15 protein-coding genes are annotated in these 17640 nt (G+C 49.9%); 7 read left to right on the top strand and 8 right to left on the bottom strand.

Going from position 1 to position 17640, the window contains the following annotated elements:
• Window positions 1-294: 294 nt before the first annotated feature.
• Complete coding sequence (locus tag QEH59_RS01840; protein ID WP_308983659.1) at window positions 295-693, bottom strand: SET domain-containing protein-lysine N-methyltransferase; 399 nt, start codon at window positions 691-693, stop codon at window positions 295-297.
• Window positions 694-773: 80 nt separating this feature from the next.
• The gene (locus tag QEH59_RS01835; RefSeq protein ID WP_308983658.1) at window positions 774-1805 is read right to left on the bottom strand and encodes an A/G-specific adenine glycosylase; all 1032 of its coding nucleotides are present in this window, start codon (window positions 1803-1805) and stop codon (window positions 774-776) included.
• A 34-nt stretch (window positions 1806-1839) separates the two neighbouring features.
• Between QEH59_RS01835 and QEH59_RS01830 the strand changes: the two genes are divergently transcribed.
• Window positions 1840-2913 carry a hypothetical protein gene (locus tag QEH59_RS01830; RefSeq protein WP_308983657.1) on the top strand — a complete coding sequence of 358 codons (1074 nt, stop codon included), beginning with the start codon at window positions 1840-1842 and terminating at the stop codon, window positions 2911-2913.
• A 25-nt stretch (window positions 2914-2938) separates the two neighbouring features.
• Here QEH59_RS01830 and QEH59_RS01825 read toward each other — a convergent pair whose 3' ends face one another.
• The 3 genes from QEH59_RS01825 to QEH59_RS01815 all read right to left on the bottom strand — a co-directional run bounded on the left by QEH59_RS01825 (window position 2939) and on the right by QEH59_RS01815 (window position 6056).
• Entirely contained in the window at window positions 2939-3835 is an 897-nt protein-coding gene (locus QEH59_RS01825; RefSeq protein WP_308983656.1) for a fatty acid desaturase, read from the bottom strand.
• 259 nt (window positions 3836-4094) lie between these two features.
• Window positions 4095-4802 (bottom strand): hypothetical protein, encoded by a 708-nt coding sequence (locus QEH59_RS01820; protein WP_308983655.1) that lies wholly within the window; start codon window positions 4800-4802, stop codon window positions 4095-4097.
• A 12-nt stretch (window positions 4803-4814) separates the two neighbouring features.
• The gene (locus QEH59_RS01815; protein WP_308983654.1) at window positions 4815-6056 is read right to left on the bottom strand and encodes a pyrophosphate--fructose-6-phosphate 1-phosphotransferase; all 1242 of its coding nucleotides are present in this window, start codon (window positions 6054-6056) and stop codon (window positions 4815-4817) included.
• Between the two features lie 262 nt (window positions 6057-6318).
• On the opposite strand from QEH59_RS01815, the gene QEH59_RS01810 reads away from it, so the two are divergent.
• Together QEH59_RS01810 and QEH59_RS01805 are read left to right on the top strand one after the other, a co-directional pair.
• Window positions 6319-7674: an MFS transporter gene (locus QEH59_RS01810; RefSeq protein ID WP_308983653.1), complete on the top strand. Its 1356-nt coding sequence runs from the start codon at window positions 6319-6321 to the stop codon at window positions 7672-7674.
• A gap of 79 nt (window positions 7675-7753) precedes the next feature.
• On the top strand, window positions 7754-9139 hold the full coding sequence (locus QEH59_RS01805; RefSeq protein ID WP_308983652.1) for an IS4 family transposase: 1386 nt from the start codon (window positions 7754-7756) through the stop codon (window positions 9137-9139).
• A 25-nt stretch (window positions 9140-9164) separates the two neighbouring features.
• Here QEH59_RS01805 and QEH59_RS01800 read toward each other — a convergent pair whose 3' ends face one another.
• Together QEH59_RS01800 and QEH59_RS01795 are read right to left on the bottom strand one after the other, a co-directional pair.
• Window positions 9165-10400 carry a DUF1501 domain-containing protein gene (locus tag QEH59_RS01800; RefSeq protein WP_308983651.1) on the bottom strand — a complete coding sequence of 412 codons (1236 nt, stop codon included), beginning with the start codon at window positions 10398-10400 and terminating at the stop codon, window positions 9165-9167.
• Window positions 10401-10437: 37 nt separating this feature from the next.
• Window positions 10438-11946 (bottom strand): DUF1800 domain-containing protein, encoded by a 1509-nt coding sequence (locus QEH59_RS01795; RefSeq protein WP_308983650.1) that lies wholly within the window; start codon window positions 11944-11946, stop codon window positions 10438-10440.
• Window positions 11947-12069: 123 nt separating this feature from the next.
• Here QEH59_RS01795 and QEH59_RS01790 point away from each other — a divergent pair, with 123 nt between their 5' ends.
• From QEH59_RS01790 to QEH59_RS01775, 4 genes are all read left to right on the top strand, one after another.
• Entirely contained in the window at window positions 12070-13932 is a 1863-nt protein-coding gene (locus QEH59_RS01790) for an ABC transporter substrate-binding protein (RefSeq protein ID WP_308983649.1), read from the top strand.
• Entirely contained in the window at window positions 13929-14903 is a 975-nt protein-coding gene (locus QEH59_RS01785; protein WP_308983648.1) for an ABC transporter permease, read from the top strand. The genes QEH59_RS01790 and QEH59_RS01785 overlap by 4 nt, the downstream gene beginning before the upstream one ends.
• A 1-nt stretch (window position 14904) precedes the next feature.
• The gene (locus QEH59_RS01780; protein WP_308983647.1) at window positions 14905-15960 is read left to right on the top strand and encodes an ABC transporter permease; all 1056 of its coding nucleotides are present in this window, start codon (window positions 14905-14907) and stop codon (window positions 15958-15960) included.
• A gap of 91 nt (window positions 15961-16051) precedes the next feature.
• The gene (locus QEH59_RS01775) at window positions 16052-16888 is read left to right on the top strand and encodes an ABC transporter ATP-binding protein (RefSeq protein ID WP_308983646.1); all 837 of its coding nucleotides are present in this window, start codon (window positions 16052-16054) and stop codon (window positions 16886-16888) included.
• Here QEH59_RS01775 and QEH59_RS01770 read toward each other — a convergent pair.
• Window positions 16881-17618 carry a GTP-binding protein gene (locus QEH59_RS01770; RefSeq protein WP_308983645.1) on the bottom strand — a complete coding sequence of 246 codons (738 nt, stop codon included), beginning with the start codon at window positions 17616-17618 and terminating at the stop codon, window positions 16881-16883. The two genes, QEH59_RS01775 and QEH59_RS01770, sit on opposite strands and share 8 nt — an antisense overlap.
• Window positions 17619-17640 lie beyond the last annotated feature (22 nt).

The following is a 17640-nucleotide window of genomic DNA, read 5'->3' as shown; positions in this document are numbered from 1 at the left end:
GGAGCGGGTTTGTTCCAGATACAATTAAGAAGCAGTTGATCCTGCGGGCACCTGAATGAGACGACTTTTTTGTGTGTCGTCATCGACATCGTTTTGAACACGCGTTGAAGTAAAATGGTTAAGGCTTACAGGCATGGCTTAAAGTGCGGAGTTCTAGCTTCGAATCGAGTAATACGCTTCAAAGTTTCTAATTACTTTTTTGATTTGTCCGAGGGCTGGACGCTTGCGTAGAGGATTGATCAGAGCGGTATGGAGCTTTAGTAGTTCTGCGTGGTGGGTTTATTCGATTTCGTTCTATTCCGCGGTTTCTGTTTCCCAGTAATCTTCACCATAGTTGAAGAAGATTTCTTCACCTGCCTGGATCTCGCGCAGGGCTTCGAAGCGAGCAGTTTTCCAGCGACTGGACACTATTAAAAAGGCATTGGGTGTATCACTGTGGTTGATGTAGCGGGTGTAGTTCGACTTGGGGCCTTCGCCCACTATAATGTGTGTGCGGCAGACCCACAAAATATAGGCTGAAAAAGGGCGTTCGGGGTCGTGGAATTCTTTCTCAGTGATGATCTCACCAGTATAATAGCCGATCGTGTCTTCTGCTGCGATTGCGTGCTTGGCAAAAAGTCCCATGCCCGCACCTTCGATGGTAGAGGTGCGGATTTCAAAATCATCTGCAGTCCATTTTTGAGGCTTTGGCATGTTAGGCAGCAAGCTAGTGGTGTTTAGGGCCTAAGGTCCAACTTAGAATGCAGCATTTTACTGAAAGCCTATTCGGAGGTTTACTGTGTGCCTGCAACTGAATTGTGCATGGACATCAGCTCGTTGATCCAGCGGCGGTGTGGGCCTGAGAGTGTGATGCGTGGGAGGTCCCTCACTGCGATCCATTCGATTGAGTGGTCGAGTGTTCGTTTAGGCTTTGTTTGGTAAATGTGCTCTTTTATGCGGCGGTGCGTGATTGCACGCGATCTGCTGGCGAGTAGACGTCTTTTACTTGTCTTGGCGCTAACAGCTTCGAGTGTGGGAAGTTCGTATTGGCCTGCCAGTTGGCTTGAATTTTCGGCAATGCGGTGGAGTAATAGTTTGTCACCTTGAAGCACCCAGGCGCGGTTGATCTCGATTTTTATGCTGGCTTTACGCTCGATTTTTGGACGCGCATCTTGAGTGCCGTTGCGCTTGGCAGCACAGAAGGTGGCGACGGGGCAAACTGTGCAGAGTGGCTTGTGTTTGAGACAAAGCGTGGCGCCAAGTTCCATCATGGCTTGGTTATGTTGACCGGGATTGGCTGTATCTAGTAGGGCATCAGCGGTCGTCGTGAAGGCCTTTACGGCTTCGCCGTTGTTTTTGAAAACACGGGCATCGTCGTTTAGGCGTGCGAGGATGCGAACCACATTACCATCGACCACCGCGGCGGCTTCGCCAAGTGCGATGGAACTGATAGCGGCGGAGGTGTAAGGGCCGATGCCTGGCAGTGCTTGCCATGCTGCCTGGGTCCGTGGCTTTGATTCGGCGGCTATGTATTGCTGAGCTAGCTTGTGTAAGTTCCTGGCTCGGCTGTAGTAGCCCAGCCCTTCCCAATGCTTGAGTACGTCTTCGGACGAGGCCTCGGCCAGCGCGGTGAAGTTGGGGAAGCGCCGCATCCAGCGTTCGAAATAGGGCAGCATTGTTTTGATCTGTGTCTGCTGGGCCATCAGCTCGGATACCACTGTTCGGTAGAGGCTTGGTTGCGTCCGCCAAGGGAGTGGACGCTGAGCCTTGGCGTACCATTGGGCGAGTGCGTGGCGAAAAGTGATTTTTTTTGACAGTAAATCCATGAGATTGGGGACATAGTAGGAGCGGGATCACTCCATGGCTACAATCAGAAAATGTGCTGGAGATAGCCTTGCCATGCTTCTCCCCAGGGGACATCTGTTCAGTGTGAAAGAAAATCAGGAAACGATCCGCACGCTATTATGCGATTTAGAGCAGGCGATTCTAGAAGCGATTCTGGTTGAGCGAGGGCGTACTACAGTTGAGGCGCTCGCGGCTGTTTCCGAGGAGACCGCTGCTGACACTATTTATGCGATCGATCGAGTTGCAGAAGCAACCATTACTGCATGGTTTACAGCTAATTGGCCCAGCGAGTGGCCGGTTGAAATCGTGATGGAGGGCTTGGAGGATGGTGAGATACTCTCCTTTCCCGTTGGTAGTACAGTGAGTGAAACCACTTTAAAGTGTATTATCGATCCTATCGATGGGACCCGTGGTATTATGTATGATAAACGTGCAGCCTGGATTCTTGCCGGTATCGCGCCGCAGCGTGGGGCGGCCAATACCATTGCTGATATCGAGGTGGCCGTGATGACTGAGGTGCCCACTACGCGGCAGTGGCGAGCGGATCAAGTGAGTGCTGTTCGCGGCGGCGGAGTGAGAACTGTTGCACTGGATGTTCGCGATGCATTTCGTTCGGAGTTGTTGGTTCTCAAACCGAGCCGTGCCACTGAAGTGCGACATGCCTTTGGCACGATCACCCGTTTCTTTCCTGCAGGTTTGACACTGCTGAGCGAGGTGGAGGAAGCACTGTGGGGGCGTCTGTATGGACAAGCAGATTCGCCCTCACCCTTGGTATTTAACGATCAATACATTTCGACGGGTGGACAGTTTTACGAACTGTTGGCTGGGCATGATCGCTTTATCGCCGATTTACGTCCTGAGGCTTTTGCTAAATTGGGCATTTTATCTAATCTTTCCTGTCACCCTTATGACGTAGCGACTGCCCTGATTATGGAGGAGTCTGGCTGTGTGATTGAAAAACCAAATGGTCAGCCGTTGGACTATCCATTGGATACTACGACTCCTGTTAGCTGGGTCGCATACGCCAATCCAGAGTTAGCGAATGCGATGCGTCCAACACTGCAAGCTGTGATTGCAGAGTATTTATAAGTCACTCTCTGTTGCTGTGAGCTGGCTAATTCTTTAAGGCGCTATAGCCCACCAGCTTGCCTGACTCTTCATCCCAGAGCCTTAATTTTAGGGACTTCAGACTGCTGCGTAGTGTTAATTCTGGTACCTGTTGGAAGAATGGCTCTGATTCGTGACAGGCTTTCAGATTGTAATTGGGGATGCGTGAACTGAGGTGGTGAATGTGGTGATAGCCGATGCTACCGGAAAACCAATTTAAGATCGCAGGCAGGCGGTAAAAGGAGCTGCCTTGCATGGCAGAGTCGGTGTAGTCCCACTCATCGCCAGCTCGCCAGTAAGTATCTTCGAATTGATGTTGTACGTAAAATAGCCAGATGCCCGCGCCTCCAGAGACAGTTGTGACGACCAGTTGTATCCACAGGAAATTCCAAAAACCGAAGAGCAGACTCATTGCTACCGCATAGAGTGCGATGCAGGCGTTCATTTTATAGACATCGATTCGATCGCGACGATTGGCGATTTTATAGGAAAAACGCTGGTAAACGATAAAAAGACCCAGGGGGCCCAGCACAAACAGAATGAAGGGGTTCCGAGTGAGACGATATTGAATTTTTAGCCAGAGTGGGGCGGCTTTGTATTCTTTGATTGTCATTGTCCAAACGTCGCCGATGCCGCGCTCGTCCAAATTTCCAGAAGTGCCGTGGTGGACCGCATGTTGCCAGCGCCAGTGTCGATAAGGGGTTAAGGTCATCAGGCCTGCGACAAAACCGACTGCGTTGTTGGCTTTTTTGGATTTAAAGTAAGAGCCGTGTCCACAGTCATGAAAAATAATAAATACTCGTACCAGGAAAAGCGCAGCCAATACGGCAAGGCCCAGTGTGAGTGGCCATGAAAAGGAAACGGTACAATACATGATTGCCCACAGTGCTATGTAGGAACCCATCGAATTCGCAATTTGCCAGAGACTCTTCTTGAGGCAGGGTTGCTGGTATTTTTTGACGATTTTTCGCCAATTAGGCGCTTTTTCGTTTACTGATATTGGTAGTGGGGGAGTCATTAAAGGCGAGTTCACTTCCCCGTGAAATATAACTTCTTAAGCTGGGGCGAGTACTAACCGTGTTTTCTCGGGTGTATTAGGCCTTTTTCGACACGCATATAGTTTACAGGCCGCTGTCGCCTGAGCAGATGTGTTAATGATGGTATCACTCGCAGTGAGTCTGATGGCGTACAATGAAGATCATTAGTATGCTAAAGGCGGCATTTCCTAGTAGAAAGAGTGGAAATTGCAGAGGAGCAGGTAGCGAAAATACAATACAGAGCATGACCGGCCAGAAGCATAAAGAGGTCGTCCATAAAGGAAGTACACGGTTAAGCAGTGTGCGGAATCGCAGATAGGCTACGAATGCACGGGGGGCATAATGGACCTCTCTGAGGGCAAACCACAGCGTAATGCATGGCAGGCTGATCAGTGGAGTGAATATGAACTGGTCGACGAATACCTTGGTTAAGAGTGTTGCTGGATCCGTACCATTGCCGAAGTATAGGCTTTGTAGGCGATACATCAAGTCGACTACGATACCAAGAGTTGCCCACATTGTAAATTGATGGCAAAGCTCGCCGATACCAGGGGCGGATACTTCGGGGGGGCGAAAGCGCCGCTTAATCAGTTCTGGTAAAATGCCGCCACTGACGATCGTTGAGCCTGCAGCAAAGTAAAGGCCGCCCGATTGCTTCCATCCCGCAATTGTGGCAAAGAGACCAGCAGTACCATCGATGAAATAGTAGGCCAATACGACCGTCAGTGCGGCGAACTGAATCAGTAAGATCGCCGGCCAATAAGTTGAGAGCGCTGCCATCGCAGGCGCGATTAGCGGATGCCAAGCGCGCCTGGATGAATGTGGAGTGCTCACTCAGTTGAGATTTCAGTGCCCGGCTTTGGCGATATTGGCGCCTTTGCTTTGGCCAATCGCGTCCAGTAGTTCTTCGAACCATGGTGTGTCGATATTGAACGGCTTGCCGCCTGCGATACGTGGGAATTCAATGGCGCGCAAGATGTTACGATCGTCTTCATCGTGGCCGATTACGCCGCTTTCACGTACGACTGCACAGTCGACTGCCAAGTCGGTGCAGCTCTTAATCAGGCGAATGTCCTCAACATTCGCAGGGGCTGCGCGGGCAAAGTAGCCGCTTTTTTGAACCAGCACTTTTTCTGCATCCAGCATCTTGGCAAACTGTTCGCCGAACCATTTGCCAGGGTTGACTGCATCCAGTTTGACATGGCCGAAGGCATCGCGGGGTACTTCTTCGCCAGCTGCTTCCATTTCTTTAATAATGGTTTCGACCCCTGCACCTTCTGAGATGAAAATATTTACGTTGTCGTGCTCATCCATCACGGCTTTCAAGCGTTTTGCTTCTGCTTGGATATCCAGGTCCATCTCTGGAATGAAGATGGCGTGTACTTCCTTGCGCTCGGCACTCAGGCCAATTTCGTCGGCCCACTCCAAGCGGTCGAGGCGCTTGCGGTATACATCCGCGGTGGCTGCAGTCAGCCAGCCACAGTTGCGACCCATGACTTCGTGGATGATCAGCATGCGTGGGTTGGCGTTGTGCTCGGCAACTACGTTTTCGAAATATTTGGCACCTTCTTCGGCTGCAGTCCATGCGCCCAGACTTTGAGCGATGGGGAAGACGTCGTTATCAATGGTCTTTGGCAAGCCGACAACAGTCAGGTCATAGTCGTTTTCTGCCAAGTAAGCTGCTAGATCGGCAGCAGTGGTATTAGTATCGTCGCCCCCGATGGTGTGGAGCACATCGACATTGTCCTTAGTTAATTGATCGGCTGCGACTTTTAGGGGGTCTTCGCCTTCTTTGACCAAGCCGCGTTTGATGCAGTCTTTTACATTGGTCAATTTGACTCGGCTATTGCCGATGGGACTGCCGCCGTGTGCGTGCAGTGTGCCTGCAGTGGCACGGATTTCTTCTGTTACACTGATACTATCGCCTTGTAGCAGACCTTTATAACCGCTGCGATAGCAGATGATTTCGATGTCCGGGTAAAGCTCTGTGTAACGCTCAATCAGGCCACCGACGGCAGAGGAGAGACAAGGCGCCAGGCCACCAGCGGTGAGCAGGGCAACTTTTTTTACAGGTTTTGGTTCGGACATAATATTATTCGGATTTAGTTAAATAAAAATGAGGTGAAAGTTTGTGTGGCTTTCTGCGCAGCTTGCAAACCTGAAAACGATGCTGAGCACTTGATTCAATTAGCTGATACTTGTCTGTAGTTGTGCAATTTAAGAATATTGAGGCGATCCGGGTGAGGTTTATCAGTGTGTGTTGTATTTCAGCATTTATTTGAGTGACAAGTGCGTCGCATGTCGTGCTGTTGTGGGTGGCAAGCTTTGGGGCTGTCACAAATTTTTGATTATGGACATCGTAAACCTAGAAACTATCGCTTGGCGCAATGTACGCAGTTTCACACTGTTTCGTGTGTTCTTTTCGGCTCGTTTTTATTACCCGGTATATGCGCTCTTGTTTTTGGATTACGGTCTTACGCTGGCGCAGTTTGGCTTGTTGAATGGAATTTGGGCGGCAACGATTGTCCTCTTGGAAGTGCCTTCAGGAGCCTTAGCGGATACGATCGGACGGCGTAATTTACTGTTGCTTGCGGGTGTTTGTATGCTTTTGGAAATGGCGGTTTTATTGGTCGCACCGATTGATGGCGGAGGCTGGTTATTTGCATTTTTTGTATTGAATCGAGTGCTCAGTGGTACGGCAGAGGCGGCCGCCAGCGGCGCGGATGAGGCTTTGGTGTATGATTCGCTCAAAGCTGCGGGGCTGAAAGATGAGTGGCCTCGTGTATTGGAGCGGGTGCAGCGAGATACCTCGCTGGCCTTCTTTTTTGCAATGATGATCGGTGCTGCCGTTTATGATCCGCGTATGGTGAATGCAATGTTGCAATTTGTTGGAATCGACTGGGTGGTGGAGCCAGCACAGTTGGTTCGATTGCCGGTACTGCTGACTTTCTTTTCGGGCGTCATTGTTTTTTGTATGGCGCTGCGTATGCGAGAGACGCCACGAGATTGTGCCCTCAGTGTGCGCGCGACGCTTGTTCAGAGCTGGCGGCAAACAGGCATGGCTGCGCGTTGGATCTGGGCCACGCCACTGCCCTTCGGTATTTTGCTGGCCGCAATGGTGATTGACAGTGTGGTACGCCAGTTCCTGACATTAGCGAGTGAGTATTGGAATGTAATCGAGTGGCCCATCGCAACTTATGGTTTAATTGGCTCAGGCATGTCATTAATGGGGCTCTTTGTGCCGCGAGTCGCGCGTATTTTGACTGAAAGAAATACGCCAGTTTGGAATTTTTTGCTGACAGCAGGAGCGGTCTTCGTGGGATTATTAGGACTGGGGCTGGCGATTCCACTTTGGGGCATTATACCTGCGGTCTTTTTGTATGCTTCGATTCAATTGACGGGCTTCTTTGTGAGCCGCTATTTAAATGAGGCGGCACCCTCTGAGCAGCGTGCCACTGTGCTGAGTTTTCGCGGGCTGAGCACTAATTTTAGCTATGGCGTTGTGTCCTTACTGTATTCGGGTTCAATTGTATGGATTCAAGCTCGATCCGAGGGCGATTTGTCTGAGGATAGGATTCAGGATTCGATTTTTATCGATTCGCTACAGGCTTTTGCTTGGTACTTCGTGTTTACTGTGGCGATGGTCTTTGTTATTCATCGCTGGCGCTTCGGCAAACAGAGAGCGGCTAGGTCGCTCGGGGTTTAGACCAATGCGTTTAACTAAAAGATGCGGTCAGTGAACAAAATGCTTGTACTTTAATATAATAGTGTCGATTAGAATTAGGATGTTCGCATCATCCTCTGGCGGTTACCATCTATTGGGTCGTTTCAACGAAGCGTTTCGTAATTTCATCGGCATAAGCGATGAATTATCGGATAGCTTGCTTAATGCCCGCGATCGTCGTGGCGCTAGCTCGAAATTATCGTGTCTAGAGCTGTTGTGCGCGCTGAGTTATCATTGCATTCATGGTGTTGGGAATTTGTCTTCGAATTTGAAACGCGCTCTAGAGCTGAATATGAGCGATGCAGGTATCTTCAAGAGTCGTCAGCGCGTAAGCTATGAAGCGATGCAGAAAGTCAGTGAGTATTGCTTGAGAGTCCGTTCAGAGCGAGCGCATAACCCGTTGAGCTTCTATAAGGATCGTCTGCTTGTTGCGATTGATGGAACCTCTTTTAATTTGAAAAACACCGAAGATGTTGCTGATCATTTTCAAAAAGGCACTTCACGGCGCAGTAAACAGGCAGAACTTAAGGAGGTCGCCTTCGTGCGTATTAATGTCGTATGTCTGGTCGAATTAGGCCTGCACAACCCTTTGGCTGTAGAGGTCGGGTGCGAAGGAGAATCAGAGCAAGCTTTGAGTTACAAATTGTTGGATCGTATCCCCCGTGATTGCCTGTTCTTGGCTGATCGACTCTACGGCAATGCCTATTTCGCGAACGAACTGGTTAAACGCTTCGAATCCGGCAATGGGGCTTTTGTCCTACGCGTTAGCGAGTCGACCACTTGTCAGCAGGTCATTGAGCGTCACGACGATGGCTCGGCAACGATCCAGGTGCCCTTACGCTCTCGTAAGCGTCCGGCAACACTCGCAGGGCACTTGACTGTGCGTGAAATCCGAGCTGAACTGACCACACGACAGGGGGAAGTCGTTACGCTACGATTTTGGACCAATTTACTGGATGCCCGCGAGCATCCAGCCATTGAGCTGGTTGAGCTTTATGCTAAGCGCTGGGAGCACGAACTGTATTTTGGAGAGTTGAAAAACGAATTAAAGAAAACGGCACTACTGCAAAGTAAAAATGTGCTCTGCGCTGTGCAGGAAATCATCATCGCCGTTTGGAGTAGTGCGCTCATCGCTTCCGTTCGTGGTGCGGTCAATCGTGAATTAGGAAGTTGCGAGGGGACGATGCTTAAAGTCAGCTTTCGAAAAACTCTGGATAAAATGCGAACGATCTGGGATTTTGTCTCTTTGGTTTATGATCAAATCACCCCGGAATTAATTGAATTGTCTATATCCAAGGCCTTCGAAGAGCTTAAACAGGAAACTATCCCGAAGAAAAGAAAGCGCTCCTGTCCGAGGTCTGTGAGACAAAACGTCATCAATCGACCTAAAACTAAGTTCTATCTGAGTCAGTACGGTGACATCAAAACCACAATCATCCATATATAATTGTTTTAGTTAAACGCATTGGGGTTTAGACGAAGGGTACTGGCTCAAATTGTTTGCCGAGAATATTGCTGGAGTCCGCCTCCAGCCATTTATCGAGGACGCTGCTGTAGACGCCGCGAAAGTCAGTGGAGTACTCGAGGTCTTTTTTAACGTCGCTGACTAGTTCGGGAGATTTGCCGAGCAGGCCGCCGTTGACTTTTGAGCCCATCACAAAGAGTGGAGCGGCTGTGCCGTGGTCGGTGCCGCCGCTGCCATTTTCGGCGGGGCGTCGCCCGAATTCCGAAAAGGTCATCGTGAGTACTTGATCGTCTTTTTTGTGGGCATTGAGGTCTTTCTGGAATGCGCTCATCGCAGTCGATAGCTCGCTCAACAGACGCGCTTGATTGCGTAATTGATTCGCATGTGTGTCATAACCACTCTGTGATACGAAATAGACGCGGGTCTCCATATCGGCGTGAATGAGGGCGGCGACACGTTTGAGTGATTGAGCCAATTTTGTGCCTGGGTAGGAACTCAGGGCTTTATAATTGGCGATAATTTTCTCGACGCGTCGTTCGGTGACGAGCGTGTTCATCATGGTATGTTGTAGATAGCTGGCGTTGCCTTCTATGTGGTCGGCTTGCAGCAATTTTTCGTAGGCGAGGTCGGCGGGATCATTGCCGCGATCGAAGCGACCGCGATGTTTCATACCAAATAAAGAGTGTGACTTTTCCGATAAATAGCTCTGGGGGATCATGTCACCCACATGGATCGCGGTGGGGTCCGCGTTGATGTTGTCTGCTTCAGGATTTCCTGCGCAGTCGTTGTCGAAATAACGGCCTAGCCAGCCTTCGCGTTGGAAGGTGTCAGCATCGCTGGCAGTTTCCCAGATCTCGGTGGAGCGAAAGTGGCTGCGGTTGGGATTGGGATATCCAACGTTTTGGACGATGGAAATTTTGCCATCATTGTAGAGCTTATGTAGATCTTTGCAAGAGGGGTGCAGAGCCAGATCGTCGTTTAGGTGCAGCAGACCGTTTTTCAGTCCCAGTGTTGGGCGAAGGTTGTAGTAGCGGTCGTCTGTGAAGGGGATGACGGTATTGAGTCCATCGTTGCCGCCAGCGAGTTGAATGATGACGAGTATGCTGCGATCGCGTTCGGGTGCTGGTGTTTGTGCCATGGCGCTGCGAGCTAGAAACGCAGGGGCCACGCCGCTAAATGCTAAGAAGCCGAGGCCGCCGGCACCACGGATGAATTCACGGCGAGTTAGAGGAAGGTTTTGCATGCTGTGGAGTGGGGCAGTTGGTGAACCGCATCTAGTGTTAGCAAAGATTATAGGCGGGGGATTGGAGTAGAGCGATGATGGCGTAGCGCACACGCTTTGCGGCGCCTTCGTCTTGGGTATTGCCCAGTATGGATTGGAGTGCGTTGCGGTAGGTGGCACGCGAAGGGGCGGTAATGAAATAGGTGGTGAGGTGGGTGGCTAGATCGTCAGCAGCGAGACTGAGCACCTGTTGGAGGCGCTCTTGAGTGACAAGAAAGTTGCCGCGGCCAGCTTCACGTGCAGCTTCCAAGTCGCGCTGTTCATTAGCGTTTAGATTTTCTTCGTCAAGTTTGGCGAAGATATAGTCGACGAGTTGGCGACGTGCACTAATCGTTGTCGAGTTGATCCAATGCTCGCCATAAAGCCAGCCCCGAACATTGGGTGGATTATAGAATGACTGCCCCATGGTAGCCATGCTGCGCAGCACGCGTGCTTCGAAAGGTGCGATGTCGATGCGTAAATCCTGACAGAGCCCGATGTAGAAATGTAGGGGGCTTTTCACCATATTGCCACGGTAGGCGGGATGGAAAAACAGTCGGCTTTGAAAAAAGGTCTCGATCAGATAGCTGAGGCTGAAGTTATGCTCTGCCCATTGTTCCCCGAGTGCTTGAATGTAGGGCTCGGGCACGACCTCTTCAGTTAGGTAAAATTTAATGAGCTCGCGAATCAGAAAGGTTTTGGCCGCGGGTTGTCTGAATGTGATATCGACGACATCATCGCCATTCCATTTGCCGGTTTCTCCGAAAATGGTCTTTTTGCTGTCGTCGTGCAGTCGTTGCTCCTGGTAGAACTCGCGTCGTTTTTTGATTCGATAGCCTGTGAACGCACGAGCGGCTTCCTTGATGTCCGTTTCGGTGTAGTTGCCTTCGCCCAAGGTGAAGAGTTCGAACAGTTCCCGGGCGAAATTCTCGTTGGGTTTGCGGGCGGTATTTTGCAGTAAATCAAGATACCGCACCATGGCTGGTTCACGGCTGATTTTTTTACACAGCTCCGGATAACTATTGGTGGTGCCTTCCCGCAGCGTCTGTTGTAAGGAGAAGAGTAGTTCGGTGTCTCTTACTTTGTTTTGCTCGACTACAAAGATGTCTTGCAAGAAGACGACAAACTTCTCGCGGGCGCTTTGTTGGGGTTGGCGTGCGTAGTAGAACCAATCCATCGCAAAGCCTCGAAATAATTCATTTTCTTCCCGCTGAATTTCCTGGCGCAGTTTACGTTTTTCTTCTTCGTCTTCAACTTCTCTGTATATGTGTTGGTAGCGCTGATGGATATTGGCCGTGAATTCTTTAAGCGCGTCGCTACGTTGCATGCCTGAGTCGGGGCGAAAGGCTTGTTGTAAATAAGCTTTGGGCGAGCCGCGCAAGGCGCTGGTTACAGCTTCCGGAGAGGCTGAAAAACCGACTCGTCGCAGGAAGTGTTGTGCTTCTTCGATACGCCAGAATCCGCCAGGTAGGGGTTTCCAGGCATCTTCGATGGCAAAATTTTGAGGGGTAGGCGAAGATTGCGACATAGTTATAGTAGAACAAGATAGATCGTTGTTTAGGAAAGAAAAGTTTCAAATTTTCAAAGAGAAGTGAAAAACCAGTGAAAAGCGTTGAACAAAGCTCCGCTGCGGCTTTCGTAGAGGGTCTGTATGCCATGCTACCGTCATCATAATATACGCTCCTGTCCTCTGGTTGTGATTCTTGCGCTGGTGGTGTTTGGGTTGCTTGGCTGTGAGTCGGAGCCGCGTCCGGTTCGGCCGGAAGCAGTTGTGCAGGCAGTACCGGTGGATGCGTTGGTGGTGGATGCATTCACTGATGGAGAATTTGGTGCTCACATTATCGAGACCGTTGCGGGTGATGTTGCTACGGTGAATCCGTTAGTGAATGAATCGGTGGGCGGTTCGGTGGTGATTGGTCGGATACTGGATAGTTTGATCAGCTTGGATCCAAAGTCAGGTGAGGTGATTCCTAATTTGGCGAAATCATGGGAAATTTCAGAAGATCGCATGCAGTACACTTTTTATATTCGGGAGGGGGTGTATTGGAGTGATGGGCATCCTTTCACTGCCGAGGATGTGGTGTTTACCTGGCAAACATTTTTTGCTAAAAAACGTGATCCTGACACGGGAGAGCTGTTGTTGGGCGATGACGGACGTCCACTCTATCGCTATAATTCGCGTTCGACCTTTGGGCAGCAAATCAACGGGCAGGAGCCACAGGTGGAAATGATCGACGATTACACGGTTCGCTTTACGACTCCTGAGGTATATGCGCCGTTTTTACTATTTGGCGGTGGTGAGGAGATTCTACCCAAGCATATATTGTATGAATCTTATCAGGACGGTACACTGTTGGACCAGTGGAGTGTTGAAACAGCGATTAACGAGCCTTGGAAAATTGTGGGCTTGAATATGTTTGTATTAGAATCGTATCGGCCCGGAGAACGGATGGTTTTTGCGCGTAATCCTAATTACTGGAAGGTGAATTCGCAGGGGCAGCGTCTGCCCTATGTAGATCGAATTATCTCGAAAATCGTGCAAGACGCCAACAGTAGCAATGTAGCTTTTGCGCAGGGGCAAACCGATTTTGAGTCTATTGGTCCTGATAACGTGGCTTGGGTGCGACGCGGTGAGGAGCGCTTTGATTACACGGTCCTGGATATGGGGCCTTCCAATACAACTAATTTTATCTGGTTTAATCTCAACCCTGGGACTAACTCGGAGGGCCAGCCCTATATTGCTCCCTATAAATTTGAGTGGTTTTCGGATAAACGTTTCCGTCAGGCGATTTCTTATGGAATTAATCGCGAAGGTATTATCCGTGGTGTCTTTTTTAATCGTGCGGACATATTGAACGGTTACGTATCCCCAAAGCGTAAGTTCTGGTATAACGATGACATTCGAAAATATCCTTACCAAGTTCAAAAGTCGCGCGAGCTCTTCCGTGAAATGGGGTTTGAGTATCGCGATGAGCAGTTATTTGACGGTGGCGGGCGTCGAGTCGAGTTCTCTCTGATCACCAATTCCAATAATGGATTGCGTGTCGAAATGGCCACTGTGTTTAAAGAAAATATGGCAGCACTGGGTATTGAGGTGGAGCTACAGTTTCTCGATTTTAATACCATCGTGACTAAAATTTCCGACGCTTTCGAATATGAGGCTTGCATGCTTGGTCTCGGTGGCGGGGCGCCGGATCCTTATGCGGGCAAAGATATTTTAATGAGTGGGGGACGCATGCATTTTTGGTATCCACAACAGCAGGCGCCGGCCACCGAGTGGGAGGCGCGAATTGATGAATTGATGCGTGAAGTCGGGCGGCACACAGACGTCGATACGCGCAAAAAGTATTTTAATGAAGTGCAGGCCATTCTCGCAGAGCAGCAACCTTTTATTTTTTTGGTCAGTGCCAAAGATTATGCTGGCTATCGTAACCGCTGGCGTAATGTGGAGCCCACGCCACTCGGTGGGCTGACTTGGAATACGGAATCACTTTGGGCGGAGGTGAGCGAATGATCGCCTTTATTATTCGTCGTTTGCTGACCTTGATCCCGTTGTTGCTGGGGATCACGATGTTAGTTTTTCTTTTGATGAGTCTTGCTCCAGGCGACTTCTTAACGCCAGTTAAAGCACAGCGTGATGTGCCAGCTGAACTTATTCAGGCTATTGAGACAGAGTTCGGCCTCGATCAGCCGTGGTATGTGCAATACTATAAGTGGCTAGGTAATGTCTTACAAGGAAACCTCGGGCACTCTTGGGCATATAAATTGCCAGTTTCGGATTTGATCGGTCAGCGCATTTGGGCCACCTTTTTGCTGTCGGTTTGTGCCTTTGTTTTTTCCTGGGCGATCGCGATCCCACTGGGGGTCTTGGCAGCGGTGTATAAGGATTCGATTTTTGACCGTATCTCTGCGGCGATGGCCTATGCCGCGCTTTCGATTCCTGAGTTTTTTCTAGCACTGCTGTTGGTTTTCTTTGCGGCTCAGACTGGGTGGTTTCCACTCGGTGGAGCTACTTCGATCGATTATGATTATCTTAGCTTTGGAGGGAAATTTATTGATCGAGCACATCATCTAATACTGCCTACGCTGGCTTTGGGCATCGGTTCGGTGGCCAGTATTATGCGTATTATGCGAGCCAATTTCCTCGATACCATACGGGCAGGCTTTGTGACGACGGCACGGGCCAAGGGGCTGCGTGAGCGGATTGTTATGTTTAAACATGTGCTGCGTAATGCAATTAACCCCTTGGTCAGTGCCTTCGGATTTGCTTTTTCGGGACTCTTGAGTGGTGCGCTGATGGTGGAGATTGTCTTGCAATACCCAGGATTGGGCCAGCTGATGTATCAATCGATACTGCGTGAAGATCAATTCGTTGTGCTCGCTTCGGTGATGTTGGGCTGTAGTATGTTGGTTGTTGGGAATCTCTTGGCTGATATTCTGCTCGCTTGGTCGGATCCTCGTATACGTTTGGAGGGTAAAAAGTAAGATGCAGTTGCTGTGGAAATTATTTAGAGAGGTCTTTCGACGCCCTTTGGGGATCGTTTCCGCCTCTGTATTGATCATACTGTATGTGGCTGCAATTTTTGCGGATGTATTGGCGCCTTATGCGACGAACGAGCAAGATTTGGAGCGTACCTATCATCCACCAACGGCTATTTTCTGGGGCGATGGTGGGCTGCGGGTGCAAGCTTACCAACTCGTTGATCCCACTGAGGCGCGTTACCAAGCGATCGAGGGAACTTCGTATCCACTACAATTGTTTGCACCCGGATTTGAGTATCGTTTGTTCGGTTTCATTCCAATGAGTCGTCATTTATTCAAAGTCGCAGACGATGCCGGGCCCGTTTATTTACTTGGCAGTGATTCAACTGGCCGTGATGTGTTCTCACGTTTGGTCTTTGGTTCGCGAGTGTCGCTGTTTATTGGTCTACTCGGGATCACCATTACCACAATACTCGGCTTTTTGGTCGGTGGACTGAGCGGATACTTCGGGGGACGTGCTGATTTTTTGGCGATGCGTTTGGTGGAATTTATGATGGCTATGCCCGGTCTGTATTTGCTGTTGGCATTACGTTCTGCTTTAGCTCCGCACTTCGCATCTGACCAGATGTTTTTTGTGATTGTGGTGATTCTGGCCTTGATTGGCTGGGCTGGCACTGCGCGGATATTGCGTGGGATGACGCTCTCCATTCGACAGAATCAATACGTCATGGCTGCCGAGAGCATGGGACAGCCACCCTTTGTTATTTTGCGTAAGCATATCTTACCGAATCTGGTCAGTTATTTGCTGGTTGCGGCGACGCTCTCGATTCCTGGCTATGTACTGGGCGAAGCCGCCCTTTCTTTTCTTGGTCTTGGCATTCAAGAGCCTTCTGCATCCTGGGGGCTTATGCTGTCACAAGCCCAGGATGTGAAGGTGTTTTATTTGAACTTCTGGTGGTTACTAAGCCCTGGTTTTGCGATTTTTGTAACTGTGATCGCTTATAATGTGCTTGGCGATGTGCTAAGGGATATTGTGGATCCGAAGATGCAAACTCGGTGAGAAGGTCAAAGGTTGAAGTCGGAATGAAGCAGGCTTTTTTAAGAATTCAGCATTGGACGTTCGGTGTTCGATGTTTAGTGTTTATTTTCTCATGACCGACCTGCTCAAAGTTTCCGATCTACGTATTGCTTTTCACTCGCGCGGCGAGTCCAACGAGGTGGTACACGGTATCAATTTTTCAGTGCAGGCGGGCGGACAGACGGTGGCCATTCTTGGAGAAAGTGGCAGTGGGAAAAGTGTCAGCTGCATGGCTTTGACTCAGTTATTGCCTGCGTCGCCGAGTTGCAGTGTGAGTGGGGAAATCCTATTTCAGGGGGAGGATGTGTTAAAGATGAACGCCGAAGCGATTCGAAATCTCCGAGGCAATGGCATCGCCTATATTTTTCAAGAACCATCCTCATCGCTCAATCCGGTCTTTACGGTGGGCTATCAGATTGCGGAAGCGGTTAAATTGCACCGCCCCGACATTAATGATGTGAGAGGCCGGGTTGTGGAGCTGCTTGAGTTAGTTGGCATTCGGGACGCCGGGCAGCGTTACAGTGCCTATCCGCATGAGATGAGCGGTGGCATGCAGCAACGGGTAATGATTGCGATGGCCTTGGCCTGCGAACCAGACTTGTTGATTGCCGATGAGCCTACGACAGCACTTGATGTGACTATTCAGGCGCAGATTATGGATTTGTTACGGGACCTGCGTGCGAAACTAGGTATGAGTATCGTGTTGATTACGCATAATTTCGGCATTGTAAAAGGTTTTGCCGATGAAGTGATTGTGATGTATCGCGGAGACGTCGTCGAGCAGGGGCCGGTGGATACGGTTTTGAGCCGCCCGCAGCATCCTTATACGAAGGCGTTGATTGCCTGCATTCCAAAGTTGGGGCAGAAGCAGCGTCGCTTGACGACCATTGAGAAAGAGATGGCTAGCTGAGTAACTTGCCTATTTCGGGAATGGGCTTGGCACGTTGACCACTTTCCAGACGCTCAATGTACATATCGGGCTTTATGTCGTCGGGCTGATGTTCGTCCTCGAATTCATCGTCTTCAATTGGGATGAGTTCATCGAAATAAAGTGAGACGCGCCGTGCTTCGGGGTCGAGTACTTCGGCAGGGTTGGTGACGCGGCCTTTTTTAACCATGATGAAGCGGGCTGGATTGCACATCTTTTTATAGGCAGTTTCAAAGTCTTTGACCCATTTATTGCCGGCCTCCTCGCGACGGTTTAGAAGTACGACATCCGAAAAGTGGATACAGGCATCAAACCATGATTTTGCTTTTTCCTGCACAGAGAGTAAATGACAGTGTACTACTGTAATGATGCGTGCAATTCGACAACGATTGTGATCCGTCCAAGCTTTGATGGCTTCCGCGCAATCGGCGGGATCGCTGAGGCCGGGGGCTAAGAAAATAATTTTGTCAGGTGCTGCGGTGATTTTGCCGTGAGCTACCTTACTGTCCTTTAAGCTCCATTCGACGACGCTTACGTTTTCGAGTGCTTCGATCTGTTCATCGTGAGTACTGTCTGCTTCATCAGCTGGTCGAAAGTAGAGCACCTGCTCCGATTGGGGGATGCCGCCTTCGATTAAATCGAAAATGACTTCGCGGCGTCCTGAATTCGGGATTCCGTAGACTAAGTACACTAGGGGGGCTAGGTCGGACATTGTGGTTTTTGAGAGCTGAGTT

The sequence above is a fragment of the Thalassobacterium sedimentorum genome (assembly GCF_031127905.1).
In the GTDB taxonomy this organism is placed as follows: Bacteria; Verrucomicrobiota; Verrucomicrobiia; order Opitutales; family Coraliomargaritaceae; genus Thalassobacterium; species Thalassobacterium sedimentorum.
This window is presented reverse-complemented; position numbering and strand designations above follow the sequence as displayed.